Annotated in this window: 19 protein-coding genes; 7 read left to right on the forward strand and 12 right to left on the reverse strand. The window is 72.7% G+C overall.

Features of this window, described 5'->3' with window-relative positions:
• Nucleotides 1-4: 4 nt before the first annotated feature.
• A complete protein-coding gene (locus ACTMS0_RS00175) occupies nt 5-1189 on the reverse strand; it encodes an ABC transporter substrate-binding protein (protein ID WP_441153008.1) in 1185 nt (394 codons plus the stop codon).
• 260 nt (nt 1190-1449) lie between these two features.
• Between ACTMS0_RS00175 and ACTMS0_RS00180 the strand changes: the two genes are divergently transcribed.
• The 3 genes from ACTMS0_RS00180 (at nt 1450) to ACTMS0_RS00190 (ending at nt 5278) form a co-directional block, all read left to right on the forward strand.
• On the forward strand, nt 1450-1962 hold the full coding sequence (locus ACTMS0_RS00180; RefSeq protein ID WP_441153009.1) for an Lrp/AsnC family transcriptional regulator: 513 nt from the start codon (nt 1450-1452) through the stop codon (nt 1960-1962).
• Between the two features lie 528 nt (nt 1963-2490).
• Nucleotides 2491-3837, forward strand: coding sequence for an aspartate aminotransferase family protein (locus ACTMS0_RS00185; RefSeq protein ID WP_441153010.1), 1347 nt, complete (start codon nt 2491-2493; stop codon nt 3835-3837).
• Between the two features lie 91 nt (nt 3838-3928).
• Nucleotides 3929-5278 carry an NAD(P)/FAD-dependent oxidoreductase gene (locus tag ACTMS0_RS00190; protein WP_441153963.1) on the forward strand — a complete coding sequence of 450 codons (1350 nt, stop codon included), beginning with the start codon at nt 3929-3931 and terminating at the stop codon, nt 5276-5278.
• 95 nt (nt 5279-5373) lie between these two features.
• Here ACTMS0_RS00190 and ACTMS0_RS00195 read toward each other — a convergent pair whose 3' ends face one another.
• Nucleotides 5374-5745 (reverse strand): DUF3499 domain-containing protein, encoded by a 372-nt coding sequence (locus ACTMS0_RS00195; RefSeq protein ID WP_441153011.1) that lies wholly within the window; start codon nt 5743-5745, stop codon nt 5374-5376.
• A 153-nt stretch (nt 5746-5898) separates the two neighbouring features.
• Here ACTMS0_RS00195 and ACTMS0_RS00200 point away from each other — a divergent pair, with 153 nt between their 5' ends.
• A complete protein-coding gene (locus ACTMS0_RS00200; RefSeq protein ID WP_168003346.1) occupies nt 5899-6348 on the forward strand; it encodes a metallopeptidase family protein in 450 nt (149 codons plus the stop codon).
• A 60-nt stretch (nt 6349-6408) separates the two neighbouring features.
• Here ACTMS0_RS00200 and ACTMS0_RS00205 read toward each other — a convergent pair whose 3' ends face one another.
• The 6 genes from ACTMS0_RS00205 to ACTMS0_RS00230 all read right to left on the reverse strand — a co-directional run bounded on the left by ACTMS0_RS00205 (nt 6409) and on the right by ACTMS0_RS00230 (nt 12996).
• On the reverse strand, nt 6409-6666 hold the full coding sequence (locus ACTMS0_RS00205; protein ID WP_013731688.1) for a WhiB family transcriptional regulator: 258 nt from the start codon (nt 6664-6666) through the stop codon (nt 6409-6411).
• 447 nt (nt 6667-7113) lie between these two features.
• The gene (locus ACTMS0_RS00210) at nt 7114-7449 is read right to left on the reverse strand and encodes a phospholipase (RefSeq protein WP_441153012.1); all 336 of its coding nucleotides are present in this window, start codon (nt 7447-7449) and stop codon (nt 7114-7116) included.
• A gap of 17 nt (nt 7450-7466) precedes the next feature.
• Nucleotides 7467-8867 (reverse strand): DUF4331 domain-containing protein, encoded by a 1401-nt coding sequence (locus tag ACTMS0_RS00215; RefSeq protein WP_441153013.1) that lies wholly within the window; start codon nt 8865-8867, stop codon nt 7467-7469.
• A gap of 119 nt (nt 8868-8986) precedes the next feature.
• Complete coding sequence (locus tag ACTMS0_RS00220) at nt 8987-9274, reverse strand: hypothetical protein (protein WP_441153014.1); 288 nt, start codon at nt 9272-9274, stop codon at nt 8987-8989.
• Nucleotides 9275-9433: 159 nt separating this feature from the next.
• Nucleotides 9434-11944, reverse strand: coding sequence for a bifunctional FO biosynthesis protein CofGH (locus tag ACTMS0_RS00225; RefSeq protein ID WP_441153015.1), 2511 nt, complete (start codon nt 11942-11944; stop codon nt 9434-9436).
• A gap of 155 nt (nt 11945-12099) precedes the next feature.
• The gene (locus ACTMS0_RS00230; protein ID WP_441153016.1) at nt 12100-12996 is read right to left on the reverse strand and encodes a hypothetical protein; all 897 of its coding nucleotides are present in this window, start codon (nt 12994-12996) and stop codon (nt 12100-12102) included.
• Between the two features lie 99 nt (nt 12997-13095).
• On the opposite strand from ACTMS0_RS00230, the gene cofD reads away from it, so the two are divergent.
• Together cofD and ACTMS0_RS00240 are read left to right on the forward strand one after the other, a co-directional pair.
• A complete protein-coding gene (gene cofD, locus ACTMS0_RS00235) occupies nt 13096-14043 on the forward strand; it encodes a 2-phospho-L-lactate transferase (RefSeq protein ID WP_441153017.1) in 948 nt (315 codons plus the stop codon).
• Nucleotides 14040-15128 (forward strand): coenzyme F420-0:L-glutamate ligase, encoded by a 1089-nt coding sequence (locus ACTMS0_RS00240; protein ID WP_441153018.1) that lies wholly within the window; start codon nt 14040-14042, stop codon nt 15126-15128. The genes cofD and ACTMS0_RS00240 overlap by 4 nt, the downstream gene beginning before the upstream one ends.
• 141 nt (nt 15129-15269) lie before the next feature.
• On the opposite strand, the gene ACTMS0_RS00245 is transcribed toward ACTMS0_RS00240, so the two are convergent.
• Both ACTMS0_RS00245 and ACTMS0_RS00250 read right to left on the reverse strand, forming a co-directional pair.
• Nucleotides 15270-16265 carry a transcriptional regulator gene (locus ACTMS0_RS00245; RefSeq protein WP_441153019.1) on the reverse strand — a complete coding sequence of 332 codons (996 nt, stop codon included), beginning with the start codon at nt 16263-16265 and terminating at the stop codon, nt 15270-15272.
• Between the two features lie 373 nt (nt 16266-16638).
• Entirely contained in the window at nt 16639-17673 is a 1035-nt protein-coding gene (locus ACTMS0_RS00250; RefSeq protein WP_441153020.1) for a hypothetical protein, read from the reverse strand.
• Nucleotides 17674-17739: 66 nt separating this feature from the next.
• Between ACTMS0_RS00250 and ACTMS0_RS00255 the strand changes: the two genes are divergently transcribed.
• Nucleotides 17740-18339 (forward strand): NUDIX hydrolase, encoded by a 600-nt coding sequence (locus ACTMS0_RS00255; RefSeq protein ID WP_441153964.1) that lies wholly within the window; start codon nt 17740-17742, stop codon nt 18337-18339.
• Here the strand turns inward: ACTMS0_RS00255 and ACTMS0_RS00260 are convergent.
• Both ACTMS0_RS00260 and ACTMS0_RS00265 read right to left on the reverse strand, forming a co-directional pair.
• Entirely contained in the window at nt 18308-19399 is a 1092-nt protein-coding gene (locus ACTMS0_RS00260; RefSeq protein WP_441153021.1) for a mannose-1-phosphate guanylyltransferase, read from the reverse strand. The genes ACTMS0_RS00255 and ACTMS0_RS00260 overlap by 32 nt on opposite strands.
• A gap of 61 nt (nt 19400-19460) precedes the next feature.
• Nucleotides 19461-20606 (reverse strand): glycosyltransferase family 4 protein, encoded by a 1146-nt coding sequence (locus ACTMS0_RS00265; RefSeq protein ID WP_441153022.1) that lies wholly within the window; start codon nt 20604-20606, stop codon nt 19461-19463.
• Nucleotides 20607-20726: the final 120 nt, after the last annotated feature.

Raw genomic sequence — 20726 nt, forward strand, 5'->3', positions numbered from 1 at the left:
CACATCACGCCCCGATTACCTGCTGGAACTTGCGCTCGTACTCGCTCTCCTGCTTCTCGTCCAGGGCCATGAACACCTTGGACCTCGAGAGCATGGCCTCGTCCGGGAAGATCAGCGGGTTGGCCGCCAGCTCCGGGTCGATCTTCTCCATCTCGGCCTGGGCACCCTTGACCGGGCAGATGTAGTTGACGTACGCGGCGAGCTTCGCGGCGACGGCCGGGTCGTAGTAGTAGTTGATCAGCTGCTCAGCGTTCGCCTTGTGGGTGGCCTTGTTCGGCACCATCATGTTGTCCGACCAGAGCATCACGCCGGACTCCGGCACCACGAACTTGATCTTCTCGTCCTCGAAGCCGAGCTGGATCACGTCGCCCGACCAGCCGATGCAGGCGGCGATGTCGCCCTTGGCCAGGTCCGGCGCGTAGTCGTTGCCGGTGAACTTGCGGATCTGGCCGGAGTCGACGGCCTTCTTCAGCTTGTTGAGCGCGTCGTCGAACTGGGCCCCGGTGAAGTTCGCCGGGTCGTGGCCGTTGGACATCAGCAGCAGGCCCATCGTGTCCCGCATCTCCGACAGAGCCGTCACCTTGCCCTTGAGGTCGGGCCGGGTGAGCAGCTCGTCGATGGTGCGGAGCTCCTTGGTGACGCTGCCGTTGTAGGCGATGCCGGCCAGGCCGGACTGCCACGGGATGGCGAGCTGGCTGTCCGGGTCGAAGGAGCGGTTGCGCAGCGAGGGCAGGAGGTTGGCCTCGACGTTGGGCAGCTTCGACTTGTCGAGTTTCTGGATCCAGCCGAGCCGGATCATCCGGGCCGCCATCCAGTCGGTGACGACGAAGACGTCCCGCCCGGTGCCCTGACAGGCGGCGAGCTGGTTCTGGACCTTGCCGAAGAACTCGTTGTTGTCGTTGACGTCCTCGGTGTAGGTGACCTTGATGCCGCTCTTCTGGATGAACTCGTCCAGGGTGGGACGCTTCGACTCGTCCTTCTCGTCGATGTCCATGTACTGCGGCCAGTTGGAGAAGGCGAGGGTCTTCTCGGTCCCGGACAGGTCGTCGCTGACACAGCCGGCCTCGGTCTGAGTGGCGGCCTTCGTGCCGCAGCCGGCGAGCGAGCCGCCCGCTGCGAGCAGCGCCGCGGAACCGAGGGTGCCGGTCAGCAGTCCACGCCGGGAGAGGGGCCGAAGGGGAGTACGCATGTGACGACTCCTAAGGGGTCATCGTCGGCGGCAGGACGGGGGGTGGCGCGCCGGCGGGAGGGTCAAGTGCGGTGGACGACTGATCCTGACATGGGGTGACCTTCCTTACAAGGGATTCCGTTGCGGGATTAGCGTCCGGCAACGAAATACGCCAGACTGCGCGGTGACACCACGGCCGGTGTCCACGTCCCGACGCGGTCAGACGGTGACGTGGGCACAGGCCCTAGGCTCATCCCGGGATCGGACATGGGGAGCGGTCGATGACCAACCGGAACCACGACAACGGCAACGGCGGGCGGCGCGTCACCGTCCGCGAGGGCGCCAGCCACACTCTGCTCGACGACGTGGCCAAACAGATCATCGAGCAGCTCCAGGAGGACGGCCGGCGGCCGTACGCGACGATCGGCAAGGCCGTCGGCCTCTCCGAGGCGGCCGTGCGCCAGCGGGTGCAGCGGCTGCTCGACGCCGGGGTGATGCAGATCGTGGCGGTGACCGATCCGCTCCAGCTCGGCTTCCCCCGCCAGGCCATGATCGGCCTGCGGACGAACGGGGACCTGGAGGCCGTGGCCGACCGGCTCGCCGAGCTGGAGGAGGTCGACTACGTCGTCATCACCGCCGGCTCGTTCGACCTACTCACCGAGGTGGTCTGCCGCAACGACGACCACCTGCTGGAGATCCTGCAACGGCTGCGGGCGGTCGAGGGCGTGCTCTCCACCGAGGCGTTCGTCTACCTCAAGCTGCGCAAGCAGACGTACACGTGGGGCACGGCCTGAGCCGACCCGCTTGATCGACTCGACATGCGGCACGTCGCGGGGTCGGCTCGTTCGGATTGATCGACTCCGTGCCGGCGGCATCGGCCATTCCGACGGCCGGGGATCCCGCCATGTCGGCGGCATCGAGTCGATCACGGCGCTGCGCGGCCGGTCCGGCGCGACAAACGCCCGGGGGCGCGCGCCTGTCAGGGGGTGCGGCGTGCGGTGGCACAAACCTGGTCGGCGGCAGCCCAGCCGCAATGGCCGTGGGCGCATGGACGGGGCAGCTCGACAGGGTCCGCACCGCTTGCCAGCCACCGGCGATGGACCACCAGCCACCCGACCACCAGCCCACCCGGCCACCGGCCCACCCTCTCGATACACCAGGGTGCGGATTCCGTCGTTGACCTGGCTGACACTCGCCGAATCCGTTGCATCAGGCCATCCTGGCAACCGATCCCACTTGCCAGACGGCGTGAGGCTGTGGGATAACCGTGGGCAGAGCGGCCGGTGTCACCCCTGACCGGCCCGAGACCCGATGGGGCTGACATGGCCAACGCCACCGACCACCTCTGGATGCACTTCACCCGGATGGCGAGCTACTCCGCCGGCGAGGTACCGACCATCGTGCGCGGCGAGGGCGCGTACGTCTGGGACTCCCAGGGTCGCCGCTACCTGGACGGGCTCGCCGGGCTCTTCGTCGTCAACGCCGGCCACGGCCGGGCCGAGCTGGCCGAGGCCGCCTCGAAGCAGGCGGGCGAGCTGGCGTACTTCCCACTGTGGTCGTACGCGCACCCGAAGGCCGTCGAGCTGGCCGAGAAGATCGCCTCGCTGACCCCCGGCGACCTCAACCGGGTCTTCTTCACCACGGGCGGCTCGGAGGCCGTCGAGGCGGCGTGGAAGCTGGCCCGGGCGTACTTCAAGCGCACCGGCAAGCCGAACAAGTACAAGGTGGTCAGCCGCTACATCGCGTACCACGGCACCTCGATGGGCGCGCTGTCGATCACCGGCCTGCCGGGCATCAAGAGCGACTTCGAGCCGCTGGTACCCGGCGGCATCAAGGTGCCGAACACCAACTTCTACCGGGCACCCGAGCACGGTGACGACCCCGAGGCCTTCGGCCGCTGGGCCGCCGAGGAGATCGGCCGCGCCATCGAGCGGGAGGGGCCGGACACCGTCGCGGCCGTCTTCCTGGAGCCGGTGCAGAACTCGGGCGGCTGCTTCCCGCCCCCGCCCGGCTACTTCCAGCGGGTCCGCGAGATCTGCGACGCGTACGACGTTCTGCTCGTCTCCGACGAGGTGATCTGCTCGTGGGGCCGGCTCGGCGAGTACTTCGGCGCGGCCCGCTACGGCTACCAGCCCGACATCATCACCACCGCCAAGGGCATCACCTCCGGGTACGCCCCGCTCGGCGCGATGATCGCCAGTGACCGGCTGATGGAGCCGTTCCTCACCGAGACCGGCATGTTCGCCCACGGGGTGACCTTCGGCGGGCACCCGGTCTCCTGCGCGGTTGCCCTGGCCAATCTGGAGGTGTTCGCCCGGGAGGACCTGATCGGGCACGTGAAGGCCAACGAGGCGGCGTTCCGCGCCACCCTCGAGAAGCTGCACGACCTGCCGATCGTCGGCGACGTCCGCGGTGACGGGTACTTCTACGGCATCGAGCTGGTCAAGGACAAGGCGACCAGGGAGACGTTCGACGAGGCGGAGTCCGAGCGGCTGCTGCGCGGCTTCCTCTCCACCGCGTTGTTCCAGGCCGGTCTCTACTGCCGCGCCGACGACCGGGGTGACCCGGTGGTGCAGCTCGCTCCGCCGCTGATCGCCGAGCAGCAGCAGTTCGACGAGATGGAGCAGATCCTGCGGTCCGTGCTCACCGAGGCCTGGTCCCGCCTGTAGACCCCGCCCGTCCCGGCCGGGCCGACCCGTGGTCGGCCCGGCCGACCAGCTTCAGGAGCGCGTCGTGCACTACCCGCACGTGTCGTACTGGATGTCCACGTTGGACGACGTGCTGACGCCGCGCCCGCGGCTACCCGGCGACGCCGACGCCGACGTGGTGATCGTCGGGGCCGGCTACACCGGCCTCTGGACGGCGTACTACCTGGCGGTCGCCGACCCGACGCTGCGGATCACCGTGCTGGAGGCCGAGATCGCCGGGTACGGGGCGTCGGGGCGCAACGGTGGCTGGTGCTCGGCCCTCTTCCCCACGTCGCTGCCCGCGTTGGCCCGCCGGCACGGCCGGGACGCGGCGATCGCCATGCAGCGCGCCATGCACGACACGGTCGCCGAGGTCGGCCGGGTGGTCGCGGCCGAGGGCATCGACTGCGATTGGGCGTACGGCGGGACGGTGGTGCTCGCCCGCAGCGGCCCGCAACTGGACCGGGCCCGCGCGGCCGTCGCGGAGGCCCGGGAGTACGGGCTCGACGACGGCGACCTGGTGCTGCTGGACGCCGCTGAAGCCTCCGCCCGCTGCGCCGCCGAGGGGGTACGCGGTGGGACGTACACCCCGCACTGCGCCGCCGTGCACCCGGCCCGGCTGGTACGCGGACTCGCCCGGGCGGTCGAACGTCGCGGCGTGACCATCCACGAGCGCACGCCGGTGACCGCGATCCGGCCCGGCGCGGCGGTGACCCCGGCCGGGACCGCGCGGGCGCCGGTGGTGGTACGCGCGACCGAGGGGTACACGGCGCGGCTGCCCGGCCAGCGGCGCACCGTGGCGCCGGTGTACTCGCTGATGGTCGCCACCGAGCCGCTGCCCGCCTCGACGTGGGCCGAGATCGGGCTGGCCGAGCGGGAGACGTTTTCCGACCACCGGCACGTGATCGTCTACGGGCAGCGCACCGGCGACGGGCGGCTGGCGTTCGGCGGGCGGGGCGCCCCGTACCACTTCGGCTCCCGGGTCCACCCCGCGTACGACCGGGAGCCGCAGGTCTTCGCGGCGCTGCGGCGCACCCTCTCGGAGCTGTTCCCGGTGCTCGGCCCGGATGTGCTGGTGACCCACACGTGGGGCGGGCCCCTGGGGGTGGCCCGCGACTGGGCGGCGTCGGTCGGCCTGGACGGGGCCAGCGGGCTGGCCTGGGCCGGCGGCTACGTCGGCGACGGCGTCGGCACCAGCAACCTGGCCGGCCGCACCCTGGCGGACCTGATCCGCGGCGACGACACCGACCTGACCCGGCTCCCCTGGGTCAACCACCGCTCCCCGAAATGGGAACCGGAACCCCTCCGCTGGCTCGCCGTGAACACCGGCCTCAAGATCATGCAGAGCGCCGACCGCGCGGAGCTGCGCTGGCACCGCCCCTCCCGCCGCGCCGCGCTGTTCAACCGCCTCCTGGGCCACTGACCGACGCCCCAAACCCCGTTGATCATGAAGTTACAGCGGCGACACGCCGATCCGGCGCGCTATAACTTCATGATCAACGCGGAGATCCGGCGCGGTCAGTGAGTGGGGGGGATTACCCGGAGGTGGCCGCGGCGGCCGGTTGGCGGTGAGGTCGTCGCTGGGTCGTGGTCGTCCTCCGGGGGGCGGGGGGCGACCGGGCGGGCCGCCTCGCGGACCGCTTCGGCCAGGGCGACCAGGTCGTCCGTGGTGGGCGGGGGCGGCTCGAACTCGCCCTCGTGCCGGACCACGTCCCAGCCGCGCGGGGCGGTCAGGCTTCGAGCGTGCGGCTCGCAGAGGTCGTACGTGTGCGGCTCCGCGAAGGCGGCCAGCGGGCCCACCACGGCGGTGGACTCGTTGTAGACATAGGTCAATGTGGCGACCGCTTGCCGGGGGCAGCCGTTTCGGGTGCAGCGCCGTGGTGACCTCACGGCGGCAGGGTATCTCCATTACCGGCTCCGGCGCACCGCTTCGCGTTACGACACGCCCGTCTTGGTGATCACAATTCGACCGGTCGGGGCCCGCCGCGCCTGCGCGACGGCGCTGCCGCAGACCGGCCCGGATAGGGGGCTACCCTGTGCGTCATGGGAAGCCCGGAACACCGCCGCCCCGGCTCCGGCCGGCGCACCCGCCGCGACCGGCACGGACGCGGCCTGCGCGGGCGGCTGGTGCCGGCTACCGTGCCGCTCGCACGCACCAAGGCGGAGATCTTCGACGACCTGGTGCTGGACACCGTGGAGACCCTCGAACGGCGGTTCGCCAAGGAACTGGCGGGCGTCGAGTTCGCCGTCGAGGACGTGCCCCCGGAGCTGAACGTCTACGACTCCGACGTCCTGGAGGACGGCGAGGTACCGCTCGCCCGGCTGCTGCCCGGCCGCCCGGGCCGGCAGGAGGTGCCCCCGCGGATCGTGCTCTACCGCCGGCCGCTGGAGTTCCGGGCCATGGACCGGGAGGACCTCGCGGACCTCGTCCACGACGTCATCATCGAGCAGGTCGCGAACCTGCTCGGCGTCGACCCGGACGAGCTGGCCTGAGGCCGTCGACGCGCGGACCGGATCCGGAGCGGCCCCCACCACCCCGGATCCGTCGCTGCGTCAGGCGGCGCGCCGCTTGAGCTTGCGGCGCTCGCGCTCGGAGAGGCCCCCCCAGATGCCGAACCGCTCGTCGTGGCCGAGAGCGTATTCGAGGCACTCGGTCTTGACCTCGCACCGCGAGCAGATCCGCTTCGCCTCGCGGGTCGAGCCGCCCTTCTCGGGAAAGAACGCCTCCGGGTCGGTCTGCGAGCACAGCGCCCGCTCCTGCCACTCCGGCGCGTTTCCGAGCAGGTCGGCCGCCTCAAGCTGGCCGTCCATCAATTGCCTCCTTGTCGCGCACCGGCGTCATCGCCGCTGCAACCCCCCACGCGAAAGGCGTGCTTGTCCGTCCGGTACCGATTTGTAGCGTTCCGTGCGAACAACCCCATTCAAATTACACGCGTGTAATGCGTGCGCCGTCAAGCCAAACTTGATAATGGAGTCGCCCTCCCGACACCCTCCGGACGGCCATCCGACCACCCGGCCTCGCAACCTGCCCTATCGATTCAGACCCCGGCCGAGTAACGCCCTCTCCGGCGAGTTGCCGGAGTTTTCTCCCGTGGCGTCCGCCGCCCGTCTGGTGGACCGCCCGCCGCCACGGATGGTTGATCTTGATGGAGGTCAGGTTAACGCGACTGCGCGCCGCCCGCCCGTCGAGCCGTCGAACGCCGCAAGCGCCCTGCCCACATCGTGGACAGGGCGCAGCGGCCGGAACGGAGCGGAGGGTCAGCCAACCGCCCGTGGAGCGCCGGTGGGCCAGAGGAACTCGGCAATCGCTCCACCCAGGACGTCGACCGTGCCGGCCGGCGTACGGTCGTCCCACCAGACGGTATAGCGACCGGCCGGCAGATCCGGGTAGACGGCACTGTGGAAGGTGCCATCCTGGACCCGGCGCTCCCGCACGGCCGAGTGCGTGCGCGGTGCGTCCTGCCGGCTGACCTCGATCTCCCGGCCGCGCAGGTCCTGTCCGGTGTAGATGATCAGGGCTCCGGTGTCGCCGCCCAGGTCCAGGACGACGCTTCCCCGTTCCGACGGTCCGTACGCGTGCTCGTGCGAGTGCATCACCACTCCCGGTCTGCTCAGGCGGCCGAGTCGGCCGGCGGATTGTTGAAGCCGTCGTACGGCGTACCCAGGTAGGGGAAGTTGCCGAGGAACGGCGCGGTCACGTCGGCGGCGCTGAGTCCCGGCGTGACCGCCGCGGCCGCCGCGTCCGGCTGGAACGCCGGGTCCACCAGCGGCACGGTCAGGCCGGCGATGGCCCGCAGCGAGATGCTCACCACGTCGTCGGTGACCCGGCGGCCGTTCGGGAACCCGGCGAGGTCTCCACCCAGGACACCGAACCGGTCCGGCTTGCGGCTCGGCGGGATCGCCGTGTTCAACCGCAGCATGTCGGCCTGGATCTCGCCGGTGTTGTTGGTGAAGCCGTCGATCAGCCCCTCCGGGATACCGGTCAGCAGGATCGCCACCAGGTCGGCGCGGGCCTTCTTCGCCTTGTTGAGCCGGTCGAGGTTCGGGAAGACGTCCGGGTAGAGCGCCGGCAGCAGAGCGGCCAGCTCCGGCCGCTCGACGAACTTCGCGAACCGCTTGTCCTCGGCGGGCGGCAGCGAATTCCAGACGTCCTTCTGCGCCATCGGCACGATGACCTCGTTGAACAACGGGTTGCCGAGCCGGGAGACCTGGGTGAAAGGGCCGGCGGGAGTGTCCGCCGCACCGCGGTCGCCGAGCACCCGGACCTGCCGGCGGGAGGCCGCCGTCCACACCCCGATCACCGAGGCGCGGTCGGCGACGCCGTACCGGTTGGCGCGCCGGCGCACCTTGGTGAAGGGGATCTGCAGAGCGATGCTGTGCACGTTCATCCGGTCCGTGGCGTTGACCGGCTCCCCCTCGTCCTTGAAGATCTTCTTCCCGGCCACGTGGAGCTGCTGGAACGGCCGCAGCGTCCCCAGGTCGAAGATGGCGCCCAGGTCGACGAAGAACCCGTCGGCCCGCTGCCCGGCGAACACACGCTCCCCCGTGGAGAGCGTGTACGTGGCCTGGCGCACGAGGTCGGCGTACTTCGGGGTGGAGAGCGGCCCCACGTTGCAGGGCGGGCACGGGAGCTTCTGCGCGAGGCGGTGTTCCCGGCCGTCCGCGATGCGGGTCAGGCTGTAGAACTGCCGGCGGTTCCAGTTCGGGCTGTCCAGGGAATCGATCGGCCCGGTGTTGTAGAGAAAGCTGTTCGGATTCGTGATCTCGGTCGTGAATTCGAACCGGTAGGTGACGTCGGCCTGACCGTCACCGTCGTTGTCGATGTTGATCTCGTAGCGCACATCGTCGCCGAACTCGAAGAAGTTCGGGCCGCCGGAGGGCAGTTGCAGCGGCACGTAGTTCGCGATCACCGTCACCGAGTCGGGACGGTCGGGGCTGACGAACGCGTACAGGTCGGAGCTGTCGGCGACCGGATCCTTGGCGATCTCGGGTGCCTCGCGGTGCGAAGACATGGCGGACCAAACCTCACTGTGCGGGGAAGGGAGTTACGGACGGCCGGGCGCCGAGAGCCCGCGCCGGGCCGGGACGTGCGGAACGGCCGTGGAGACGGCTCGACGCCGCGGGGTACGGCTCAGCGCCGTGCGGCGCGCCGCAGCCGGTCCGCCAGGCCGCGGTCGCGTACCTCGATGCGGGACGTGCCGACGAAGACGTCCATCGTGCCGCTGGCGGCGTCGCGCAGGTGGACCACGATCGGGTCGTCCGCGTTCGCCGCGGCGCCGGGCGCGTTCTGCGCGGCGGACAGACCCGGCACGGTGAGAGCGGCGGCGCCGAGCGTGGCGCTCGCGGCCGCGGTCAACGTCTGCCGGCGGGTCAGTCGCGGCCAGGGCCGCTTTGGTTGATCAGGCTGATCGCTGGGCATGGGCAACCTTTCCGGCGGCGGGGGCGGGTGCTCCCGCGGTGACGGACGCGGGGCCCGGCCGGCGGTGCCCGCCCCGCGGAGGGGGTCGCCGGCGGCGGTCCTCGCCGTAACCGCCGCCGGCACGCTCTGGTACGGCCGGCGGCGGGGAAAGGTTCGATGTCAGCTCGCGGCGTGACCGTACGCGGTGGTCCGCTTGCGCGCCGGTCGCCCGGCAGCCGCCGCGATGGCGATCAACTGCTCCTCCGTACGGGACGAGCCGTTGCCGGAGCCGGCCATCCGGGAGATGGTCTCCTCCATCAGCGTGCCGCCCAGGTCGTTGCAGCCGGTGCGCAGCATCTCGGCCGTGCCCTCGTCGCCCAGCTTGACCCAGGAGCACTGGATGTTGTCGATGCGTCCGTGCAGGAGCAGGCGGGACATCGCGTGCACGACCCGGTTCTCCCGCCAGGTCGGCCCGGGACGGGCGATGCCGGCGAGGTAGATCGGGGCGTTGGTGTGCACGAACGGCAGCGCCACGAACTCGGTGAACCCGCCGGTACGGTCCTGCACACCGGCCAGGACCCTGAAGTGCGCCAGCCACTGGGCGGGATGGTCGACGTGCCCGTACATCATCGTGGAGCTGGACCGGATGCCCAGCTCGTGGGCCGTGCCGACCACCTCGACCCAGGCGGCGGCCGGCAGCTTGCCCTTGGTGAGCACCCAGCGCACGTCGTCGTCGAGGATCTCGGCGGCGGTGCCGGGGATGGTGTCCAGCCCGGCCTCCCGCAGCCCGGCCAGCCACTCCCGTACGGACACGCCCGCCTTCGCGGCGGCGGTGACGATCTCCATCGGGGAGAACGCGTGCACGTGCATGCCGGGCACCCGCGCCTTGATCGCGCGTACCAGATCGGCGTAGACCGTCACCGGCAGCTTCGGGTCGATGCCGCCCTGGAGGCACACCTCGCTGGCCCCGGCCGCCCACGCCTCCTCGGCCCGGTCGGCGACCTGGTCGACGGAGAGCCGGTACGCGTCGGCGTCGCGCTCACGCTGGGCGAACGCGCAGAACCGGCACCCCACGTAGCAGACGTTGCTGAAGTTGATGTTGCGGTTGACCACGTACGTCACGTCGTCGCCGACCGTGTCGCGGCGGACGGCGTCGGCGATGCGGCACAGCTCGTCCAGCGCCGGACCGTCGGCGGCGAACAGGGCCAGCGCCGCGTCGGCGTGCCGAGGCTCCAGCAGGGCCGCCGGGTCGTCGGCGGCGAGCCGCAGCCCGGCCCGCAGGTCATGGTCGCCGGCCCCGGCGACCGCCCCGACGCTCACCTTGCCGGCCACGGCCGACCAGTCGCCGTAGACGTGGTCGAAGTCGCCGCGCCGGTCCGCAGTCCGGCCGGTGGTGTCGATGGTGACGTGCAGGTCGGTCCGCCCGCCGTACGTCTCGTCCGGCTCCTGCCACGGCCGGCCGACCGGCCGGGCCTCCTCGACGGCCAGCCCGCTCGCCGGATCGGCCAGGGCGCTGACGTGCGGCAGCAGGCGCGGATCGAGCCACGGGTCGCCGGCCCGGACGTACTCCGGGTAGATGGTCAACCGCTCCCGCAGGGTGAAGCCGGCCTTCTCGGTGTGCCGGGCCAACTCGTCGATCTGCGGCCAGGGGCGCTCCGGGTTCACGTGGTCCGGGGTCAGCGGGGAGACGCCGCCCCAGTCGTCGATGCCGGCGCGCAGCAGCAGGTCGTACTCGCCGGCGATGAGGTTCGGCGGGGCCTGGATGCGGGCCTTCGGGCCCAGCAGCACCCGGGCCACCGCGACGGTGGCGGCGAGGTCGTGCAGCTCCGCGTCCGGCATCCCGCGCATGGCCGTGTCCGGCTTGGCGCGGAAGTTCTGCACGATCACCTCCTGGAGGTGGCCGTACTCCCGGTGGGCGCGGCGGATCGCGAACAGCGCGTCGACGCGCTCGGTCGGCGTCTCGCCGATGCCGATGAGGAGCCCGGTGGTGAACGGGACGTTCACCCGACCGGCGTCGTCGAGCACGCGCAGCCGGACGGCCGGCTCCTTGTCCGGGGAGCCGTAGTGCGGACCGCCCGGCTCGGACCACAGGCGGGCGGCGGTCGTCTCCAGCATCATCCCCATGCTCGGCGCGACCGGCTTGAGCCGTTGCAGCTCCGACCAGGTCAGCACGCCGGGGTTGAGGTGCGGCAGCAGGCCGGTCTCCTCCAGCACGGCGACCGCGCAGGAGCGCAGGTAGTCCAGCGTGGAGTCGTAGCCGCGCTCGTCCAGCCATCGCCGGGCCGCCGGCCAGCGCTCCTCCGGCCGGTCGCCGAGGGTGAACAGCGCCTCCTTGCAGCCCAGCTCCGCACCCTGCCGGGCGATCGCCAGGACCTCGTCGCGGTCGAGGAACGCCGCCGGCAGCCGGTGCGGCACCGTGGCGAAGGTGCAGTAGTGGCACCGGTCCCGGCAGAGCCGGGTGAGCGGGATGAAGACCTTCTTCGAGTACGTGACCACGCCCGGCCGCCCGGCCTCGCGCAGCCCGGCGTCCCGGATCGCGCCGGCGACCCGCAGCAGTTCGTCGAGCGCGTCACCCCGCGCGCCGAGCAGCGCGGTGGCCTCGTCGGCGTCGAGCGCCCGGCCGGACGCGGCCCGGCGCAGTGCCCGCCGCACGCTCTGCTCGGTCGGACCCGGCTCCGTGCGATCAACCATCCGCTCAGCGTAGGCGCTCCGCACCGAGGCCCGCTCGAACCGAACCGCGCGGTGGGAAACCCCACCCTTCCCTGGTGCGTTGATCAAGAGGCTTTCGTCCGTTGCGGACGCCCGTCAGGACGAAAACCTCTTGATCACCGCTCGACGTCGGGGCGTCAGTCGTCGGTGGGGTTGATGCGTTGGGTGCGGTCGGGCTGGTTGTCGCTCGGCGGAGCGTGGGGCTCGGCCGGCTGGCGGGGGATCGTCTGGGTGGGGTCGGCCGAGGGCGGCTGCCCGAACGGGGGCGCGGCCGGCGGGGCCGGGTGGGGCGCCGGGTTCGCCGGCGGGGCCGGGTGCGGTGCGCCCGGGAAGGGCGGCGTCGGCTGACCGTACGGGGCGCCGTACTGCGTCGGGGCCGTCCAGCCCCCGGACTGGCCGGCGCCGGGCCAGCCGGGCTGACCGGGATGCACGGGCTGGCCGGGGTGGCCGCCGGACTGGCCGGGGTGCACGGGCTGGCCGGAGTGGCCGCCGGGCTGGCCGGGCCAGCCGGGCTGGGGCGTGCCGTAGACGCCGGGCTGCGGCTTGGGCTTCGGCACGTGGTAGAGCGTGCGCCAGATCCGGTACACGGCGTAACCGGCGATCAGGAGGAGCGCCAGCCCGGCGAGCCGGGTGAGCACGCCGAGGAAGGCGTCCGTCACCTCGCCCTCGGCGAGGCGACCGAACGACCAGATCAGGAAGGTCAACCCGCCGAGGGCGGCGCTGACGGCGTACTCGCCGACCGCCACCTGGGTGATCAACTTCGCCTTCGGCACGACCGGCCGCAGATGCGTGGCGAGCAGCACCGCCAGCAGGGGCAGCACCACCGCCTCGATGCCGGCGAACGCGAAGAACGCGCTGCCCGCGCGCCCGGTGAAGGTGCCGAACCCGGTCGGCGCCAGCAGCCGGATCAGGCCGACGAACAGGAAGACGGCGTTCGCGCCGAGGAGCACGAACGCGGCCGGTTCACGCAGCGGCCGGGTCAGCTGACTGGCCGGCGTCGGATCGGTGGGCGCCGGCTCGGCGGGGCTGGTCACGGAATCCCCCTTCGGGCGGAAGCGGACAGATGCCGACGTGAGCCTAGTCTCCCGGGTGGGCGGGGCCCCGGAGGCGGCACGTACGCGAGGATGGTCGACATGCGCATCGTGGTTCTGACCGGCGGTATCGGCGGCGCCCGGTTCCTGCTCGGCGTGCGGGCGTACGCCCGGGAGGTCGGCGCCGAGGTGACCGCCGTGGTCAACGTGGGCGACGACCTGTACCTGCACGGGCTCAAGGTCTGCCCCGACCTGGACAGCGTCATGTACACGCTGGGCGGCGGGGCCGACCCGGAGCGCGGCTGGGGCCGCGTCGGCGAGAGCTGGACGGTGAAGGAGGAGCTAACCGCGTACGGGGCGGAGCCCACCTGGTTCGGTCTCGGCGACAAGGACGTCGCCACGCACCTGGTCCGCACCACCATGATCAACGGTGGGTACCCGTTGCACCAGGTCACCGAGGCGCTGGCCAGCCGCTGGCAGCCCGGCGTACGCCTGCTGCCGGCCACCGACGACCGCCTGGAGACCCACGTCGTCGTCGACGTGGACGGCGGCCAGCGGGCCATCCACTTCCAGGAGTGGTGGATCCGGTACCGGGCGGACCTGCCCACGCACCGGTTCGTCTTCGTCGGCGCGGAGACCGCGAAGCCGGCCCCCGGTGTGACCGAGGCGATCGCCGGGGCCGACGTGGTGCTGATCGCGCCCAGCAACCCGGTGGTGAGCATCGCGCCGATCCTGGCCGTGCCGGGGCTGCGCGAGGCGATCACCGACGGCCCCGCCCCGGTGGTCGGCGTGTCGCCGATCATCGGCGCCGCCCCGGTCCGCGGGATGGCCGATCGTTGCCTGGCCGTGCTCGGCGTCGAGAGCAGCGCGGCCGGGGTGGGCCGGCTGTACGGCGGACGCCCGGACGGCGGCCTGCTCGACGGATGGCTGGTCGCGCCGGAGGACGCGGAGGCGACGGTGCCGGGAGTGACGGTCCGCGCGGTGCCGCTGATGATGACCGACGAGGCGGCGACGGTGGCCATGGTCCGCGCCGCGGTGGAGTTGACGTGAGGCTGGAGATCCTGCCGGTGCTCGGCATCGGCCACGTGTCCGAGGGCGACGACCTGGCCGCCATGATCACGACCGCCGCGCCCTGGCTGCGCGACGGCGACGTGCTGGTGGTGACCAGCAAGATCGTCTCGAAGGCGGAGGGGCGCCTCGTCGACGTCCCGGCGGACGGGCCGGAGCGGCTCGCCGCCCGCGCCGAGGTGCTGGCCGCGGAGACCGCGCGGGTGGTCGCCACCCGGGGCGCGACGCGCATCGTGCAGACCCACCACGGCTTCGTGATGGCCTCGGCCGGCATCGACGCGTCCAACGTGGACAAGACCCGGCTGGTGCTGTTGCCGGTCGACCCGGACGCGTCCGCCCGGGCGCTGCGCGCCGCGCTCCGCGAGCGGTACGGCCTGGACGTTGCGGTGATCATCACCGACACGATGGGGCGGCCCTGGCGCAACGGGCTCACCGACGTGGCACTCGGGGTGGCCGGGATGGACGCCATCCGGGACCACCGGGGCGAGGTCGACCCGTACGGCAACGAGCTCGAACTCACCGAGATGGCGGTGGTCGACGAACTGGCCGGCGCCGGCGAACTGATCAAGGGCAAGTGCGACCAGGTGCCGGTGGCGGTCGTCCGCGGCTACCTGACCACTACCCGCCCGGACGACGGCGCCGGCGCCAGGGCACTGGTCCGGGACTCCTCGCTCGACCTGTTCTCGCTCGGCACCGCCGAGGCCCGGGCCGCCGGGCTGGCCGACGCCGCCACCCTGGCCGACGGCACCGCGAACGCGCCACCCGACCCGGCGGCGGTCGACCGGGCGATCGCCGCGGTGGCCGGCGCGGTCGCGCCCGGCACGGTCTTCACCCACGTCACCGATCCGGAGGTACGCGAACGGCTCGTCGCCACCGTGCCGGGCTGGCCGGCGGGGGCCACGACGCTGGTGCTGGGCTCCCCGGCGACCCCGGTCGACCCGTTCGGCCTGGTGCGGTTCGGGACGGACCTGCACCGCCTCCGCGCCGCCCTGGCCGCCGAGGGCCTCCGGTCGACCCTCCTGCCACCCCCACCCGGCACCCCGGCCACCGCAGTCCTCGCCCTCTGACCGCCCCGCCACACCGCCCGCCGCCTGCCCGCCCGCCCGCCCGCCCGCCGATCTTGCACTTTCTGCCCGGACAGGACAGCCCACAAGGGACAAACCGGGGGCCGAAAGTGCAAGATCGAGGCGGGAGATCGGCCGCGCGGGTCAGGCGTTCAGGACCGACCGGCCCAGCGGCGTGATGGTGTGCAGGACGGTGTTGCGGTCGCGGTGGCTGACCAGGAGGCCGGCGTTGCGCAACACGGTCGCGTGCTGGCTCGCGGCGGCGGCCGAGATGTCCAGGCGGCGGGCCACCTCGCCGGTGGTGCAGCCGTCGGCGCTCGCCTCGAGCACCGCGGCCCGGGTACGCCCGAGTAACGCGGCGAGTGCCTCCCGGCCGGCGGACGGGGGGTTGTCCCCCGCCGCGGCGGGCGCCAGCCCGCCCAGCCGGTCCACCGGATAGACCAGCACCGGGGGCAGCGCCGGGTCGAGCAGCGCCACCGGGGTCCGCGCGCAGAAGAACGACGGCACCAGCAGCAGCCCACGACCGTCGAGGTGCAGCTCCCGGCTGTGCGGGTAGTCGCGGACCTCCAGCACGCCCGACGCCCACCGCATCGCGGGGCGCAGGCTGGTGAGCAGCCCCTCCACCCCGCCGTCGAGCAGGGCCCGGGCCCGCCGGTTCCGGTCGGCCTCCACCGCGGCCTGGATCCGCGGCCAGTACGGGCTGATCGCCAGGTCGCGGTACTGCTCCATGGAACGGGTCAGGTGCCAGAGCACCTCGGACTCGCCCCGGGCCAGCGCGGAGGCCGAGGTGGGCAGGGGGTTGGCCCCGGCGAGCAGGGCCACGTCCCGTCGCAGCATGGGTGCGGGCGTGCTGCGTACGGCGTCGAGCCCGGCGTCGAAGCCCGACACACTCTCGTAGGGGGTCAGGAAGTCGGGGAAGTAGCCGCGCGGCGGGTTGAGGGCGAAGAGCAGCCGCAACTGGTCGGAGGCGCTGTCCTGGGTGAGTCGTCGGGCCACGCTGCGCCGCCAGGTCGACATCAGCGGGTCGCGGCTCCGGCCCTGGAGCAGGTGCAGGCTCAGGACCAGTTCCCAGAGCGGGTCCGGTGCCGGCGCCACCCGGGTGCGGAGGATGTCCTCTCCGGTGAAGTGAATCTTCAGCATGGGCACTCCCGTGCCGGCGGCGGAGGGGGCGCCGACGGCCTTCTGCACTCTACCTGGGCGGCAGTTATCACCACCTTTAAGTCTGAGCTGAAAATCCTCGACGCTTCCCCGACCGGTTGTGCATGCTTCCACTGCCCGGACAGGAAAGCGCATCGCACGGCGACGCGGCCGGGCACCCCGGGGCCGGGGACCGATCGGCGACCGGGTGGCATCACGAGGGTCTGCGGGCCAAGCGTCCGCAGAGGTGCCACCCCCGGTCGCCGATCTGTTCCGGCGGCGCCACCGCCCGCTCGCCGGCCTGTCGGCGGGCGGCCCCGGTGCGACCCGGCGCCCCCGCACCCGCTCGCCGGTCCGCGTGGCGGACGCCGCCCGGTCAGGCCGTCCAGAGGGCGACGCGGTGATCCTCGTCGGTGACGTAGAAGCAGCTCCCGTCCAGCTCCGCGAGCCCCTCCACGTGGTGGAACGGCGCGAGGTCCGCGACCAGCTCGCCGGCGACCACGTGCCCCTCCCCGGGCAGCCGGAAGCGGACGTGCCGGGAGGGGACGTCGCCACCGGCCGGGTGGTCCTCGAGCAGCACCGATCCCTTGCCGAGCGCGTCGATCGAACCGATCACCGCCGCGTACCCGCCGTCCGCGGTGGCTGCGACCGCCCGGAAGCCGGTCAGCGCGCCGGGCGGGGTCACCCCGGTGAGGACGTACGCGCCCAGCGCCTCCGGCCAGACCGGCGCGGCGTCGAACATGGCCGGCACCCCGGCCAGCTCGACCAGGATCGGCTCGCCGTCGGCGGTGACCGGGAACCGCAGACCGAGCAGTGCCGTGCCGGCCGGGGTGAAGACGGCCGCCTCCACGTTCAGCGGCAGGTCGTCAGGGACCAGCCGGTCGACCCAGCCCTTCGACCGGGCGGTGCCCCGCGCCACGGTCTCGCCGATGAACCGGGACCGGACCTGGTCCCCCGGCGGGAGCGGGGTGAACGGCGCCTTGAGCAGGGCGTCGTTGACCGCCCGGTGGATCCGGAACCGGTTGCGCACGACCTGCACCGGCAGCCGGCCACCCACCGCGTCGTCCTCCCGGAACCGGGCCACGAACGCCCGGCGTGGGCGTAGCGGGCCGGCCTTCGAGCCGAAGTGCGACCCGAAGACGTACACCCAGCCGTCGTGGTGGGCGAGGGCTTCGCCGTCCTCGGTGCGGCCGTTCTCCGGGCCGGCGTCGGCGGCCACGTGGTGCGCCGTCCAGGTGCCGTCGTCGAGTTCGAGGAGCAGGGCGAGGCAGTGCTCGACCGGGCCCTCGTCGAGCACGGTCCAGAAGCCGCGCCGGGCGCCGTGCGCCCGCAGCAGGGCGGCGGAGTGCACGGGGAGCAGGTCGCTCGCCTCGTTGCCGGCCACCACGAATTCCAGGAGTCGCAGCGTCACCGGGCCAGCGTACGAAGACGGTGCACGTAGGGTGGGCGGGTGCGCGCCGAGGAAAGGACGGGCCCCCTGTTAACGCCTCGTGTAGTAGAAGGGTCCCTTCCAAACGGCGAGCTGCATGCCGACGCGCTGGCCGTCCTCCGGGACTGGACGCCGACCTCCCCGGCCGCCGCCGAGGCCCGCGACCGCACGCTCGACCTGCTGGCCGCCGGGCCCGTCGCGATGAGCCGGGCGCACCGGGCCGGCCACGTCACGGCCAGCACCCTAGTGCTCGACGCCACCGGCGAGCGGGTGCTGCTCTGCCTGCACGGCAAGTTCCATCGGTGGGTGCAGCTCGGCGGGCACTGCGAGCCCGGAGACCGTACGCTGGCCGCCGCCGCGCTGCGCGAGGCGACCGAGGAGTCCGGGCTGGCCGGCCTGCGGATCGACCCGGTGCCGATCGACGTGGACATCCACCCGGTCGGCTGCCAGGGCGGTTCCTTCCACCACGACGTACGCTTCGCCGTCCTCGCTCCGCCCGGCGCGCAGGCCCGGGTCAGCGAGGAGTCCGAGGAACTGGGCTGGTTCCCGCCGGACCGGCTGCCGGAGCCGCTGGCCGGCGGGACCACCCAGTTGATCGCGCCGGCGCTGGCGGCGCTCAGACGAGCCCCTCTTCGCCCCGTTCCTTGAGCTCGTCGACGATCTTCTTGACGTCCTGGGCGCGGTCGCGCGGGCACACCAGCACCGCGTCCGGGGTGTCGACCACGATCAGGTCGCGCACCCCGACGGTGGCGACGAGCCGGCCGGAGTGCGGGACGACCACCAGGTTCGCGCTGTCCTTCAGGAGCACACCCGGCTTCGCGTCCCCGCCGAGCACGACGTTGCCGTCCGGGTCGGCCGGAAGCACCTCGCCGAGGGTGTGGAAGTCGCCGACGTCGTTCCACCCGAAGTCGCCGGGCACGGTCGCCACCTTGCCGGCCGTCGCCGCGCCCTCCATCACCGCGTAGTCCACCGAGATCTTCGGCAGCGTCGGCCAGACCGTGCCGAGCACGTCGTCCTGGTCCTCCGTGCCCCACGCCGCGGCGATCGCGACGATGCCGGCGTGCAGGGCCGGCTGCTGCCGGGCCAGCTCGGTGAGGAAGACGTCGACCCGCCAGACGAACATGCTGGCGTTCCAGAGGTGCTGCCCGGACCGCAGGTACGCCTCGGCCACGTCGGCGCTCGGCTTCTCCTTGAACTCGGCCACCGGCCGCAGCGGCCCATCACCGGTCGGCTCCCCGGTCTCCAGGTAGCCGTAGCCCGTCTCCGCCCGGGTGGGGGTGATGCCGACCGTCATCAGCAGCCCCTGCTCGGCGCCGCGGACCGCCTGGCGGACGGTCTCCCGCCACCGCTCCGGGTCGCCGATCAGGTGGTCGGCCGCGAACGAGCCCATCACCGCCGTCGGCTCCCGCCGCGCGATCACCGCGGCCGCCAGGGCGATCGCCGCGCAGGAGTCCCGCGGCGACGGCTCGACCAGGATGTTCTCCTCTGGCAGCACGGACAGCTGGCGCGCCACCGCGGTGACGTGCGCCGCCCCGGTGACCACGAGCGTGCGCTCCGGCGTGGTCAGCGGGCCGAGCCGCTCCACGGTCGCCTGGAGCAGCGACGCGGTGGTGCCGGTGAGCGGGTGGAGGAACTTCGGGTGCCCGGCGCGGGACAGCGGCCACAGTCTGGTGCCGCTGCCTCCCGCCGGGATGACGGCGTAAATCACCGGGACATCATGCCCGACCCCGGCAAGAGGGCCGGGCGGTCACCCCCGCGGAGGGCCGCGCTCACGCCCGGGCCCGGGACCAGGCCGCGATGTGCACCTCGGCGCTGGACTCCCAGGTGAACTCCTTGGCCCGGTCGAAGCCGGCCTTGGCGAGCGCCAGCCGGCGCTGCTCGTCGTCGAGCAGCGCGGCCAGGTCGGTCGCGATCTGGTCGGGCGCCTCGCTGGTGTACGCGACCGCGTCGCCACCCACCTCCGGCAGCGAGAGCCGGGGGGTGGTGAGCACCGGCGCGGCGCACGCCATCGCCTCCAGGATCGGCAGGCCGAAGCCCTCGCCGTACGACGGGTAGGCCGCGACGAGCGCCCCGCCGAGGAAGCCTGGCAGGTCGGCGTACCGCAGGTAGCCCGGGCGCAGCAGCCGCAGGTGCGACGGGACGTCGGCCACGGCGCGGTCGATGTCGTCGTCGTGGCCCTGCCCGCCGGCGATGACCAGGGCGGGCGGGTTCTCCCGGTCGACGACGGCGCGGGCCCAGCCCCGGATCAGGTTGGGGACGTTCTTGCGGGGCTCCTTCGCGCCGAGGAAGGCGACGTAGCTCTGGCTGCCGAGCCCCAGCCGGGCGCGGACCCGGGCCTTCTCCTCCTCGCTCGGCGCGTGGAACGCGGCGTGGTCCACGCCGTGGTACGCGACGTCGATGCGGGTCGGGTCGGCGTCCAGCAGCCGGATCAGCTCGTCCCGGGTGGCCTTGCTCGGCACGATCACCCGGTCGGCGCGGCGCAGCGACGTCTTGATCGCGCTGCGGAAGAAGGTGCGGCGGCTCTTGTCGTAGTGCTCCGGTTCGGTGAAGAAGGTCGCGTCGTGCACGGTCACCGTGACCGGGCAACCCGCGCGCAGCGGGCAGGTGTAGAAGGGCGAGTGCAGCACCTGCGCACCGACCTGCTGGGCGAGCAGCGGCAGGCCCGTCTGCTCCCAGGCGAGCCGGGCGGGTCGGTGCGCGACGGCGGCGGGCGCCGGGATGATCTCCGCGCCCGGCAGCATGCGGGTATAGCGCTCGAGATCGGTGCGGAGACTGACCACCGCCAGCTCCACGCCCGACCCGCACACCTGGCCGAGCGCACCGAGCAGGCCGTCGACGTATCTACCGACGCCGCCACGGTCGGCGGGGACACTCGTGGCGTCGATGAGCACGCGGGGCGGTCGACCGGCGGTCACGGGGCGACTCCTTGAACTGGCGGGTCTGTGGGGAACAACACTCCGGGGCAAGCCTACGCCGGGCCCGCGGGTGGGCGGTGACTGCGACCCGACGGTACGCCGACCTACAGACTGTCGGGA

This window comes from Micromonospora sp. H33 (assembly GCF_052068455.1).
Taxonomy (GTDB): Bacteria; Actinomycetota; Actinomycetes; order Mycobacteriales; family Micromonosporaceae; genus Micromonospora.

What these genes read in the sequence shown, in the direction of transcription:
- ACTMS0_RS00180 (WP_441153009.1), top strand. Translation starts at nt 1,450, where the DNA reads ATGACCAACCGGAACCACGACAACGGCAACGGCGGGCGGCGCGTCACC.
- ACTMS0_RS00220 (WP_441153014.1), bottom strand. Translation starts at nt 9,274, where the DNA reads ATGCCCAGCGATCAGCCTGATCAACCAAAGCGGCCCTGGCCGCGACTG.
- ACTMS0_RS00205 (WP_013731688.1), bottom strand. Translation starts at nt 6,666, where the DNA reads ATGGACGGCCAGCTTGAGGCGGCCGACCTGCTCGGAAACGCGCCGGAG.
- ACTMS0_RS00200 (WP_168003346.1), top strand. Translation starts at nt 5,899, where the DNA reads ATGGGAAGCCCGGAACACCGCCGCCCCGGCTCCGGCCGGCGCACCCGC.
- ACTMS0_RS00215 (WP_441153013.1), bottom strand. Translation starts at nt 8,867, where the DNA reads ATGTCTTCGCACCGCGAGGCACCCGAGATCGCCAAGGATCCGGTCGCC.
- ACTMS0_RS00225 (WP_441153015.1), bottom strand. Translation starts at nt 11,944, where the DNA reads ATGGTTGATCGCACGGAGCCGGGTCCGACCGAGCAGAGCGTGCGGCGG.
- ACTMS0_RS00210 (WP_441153012.1), bottom strand. Translation starts at nt 7,449, where the DNA reads ATGCACTCGCACGAGCACGCGTACGGACCGTCGGAACGGGGAAGCGTC.
- ACTMS0_RS00175 (WP_441153008.1), bottom strand. Translation starts at nt 1,189, where the DNA reads ATGCGTACTCCCCTTCGGCCCCTCTCCCGGCGTGGACTGCTGACCGGC.
- ACTMS0_RS00245 (WP_441153019.1), bottom strand. Translation starts at nt 16,265, where the DNA reads ATGCTGAAGATTCACTTCACCGGAGAGGACATCCTCCGCACCCGGGTG.
- ACTMS0_RS00185 (WP_441153010.1), top strand. Translation starts at nt 2,491, where the DNA reads ATGGCCAACGCCACCGACCACCTCTGGATGCACTTCACCCGGATGGCG.
- cofD (WP_441153017.1), top strand. Translation starts at nt 13,096, where the DNA reads ATGCGCATCGTGGTTCTGACCGGCGGTATCGGCGGCGCCCGGTTCCTG.
- ACTMS0_RS00190 (WP_441153963.1), top strand. Translation starts at nt 3,929, where the DNA reads ATGTCCACGTTGGACGACGTGCTGACGCCGCGCCCGCGGCTACCCGGC.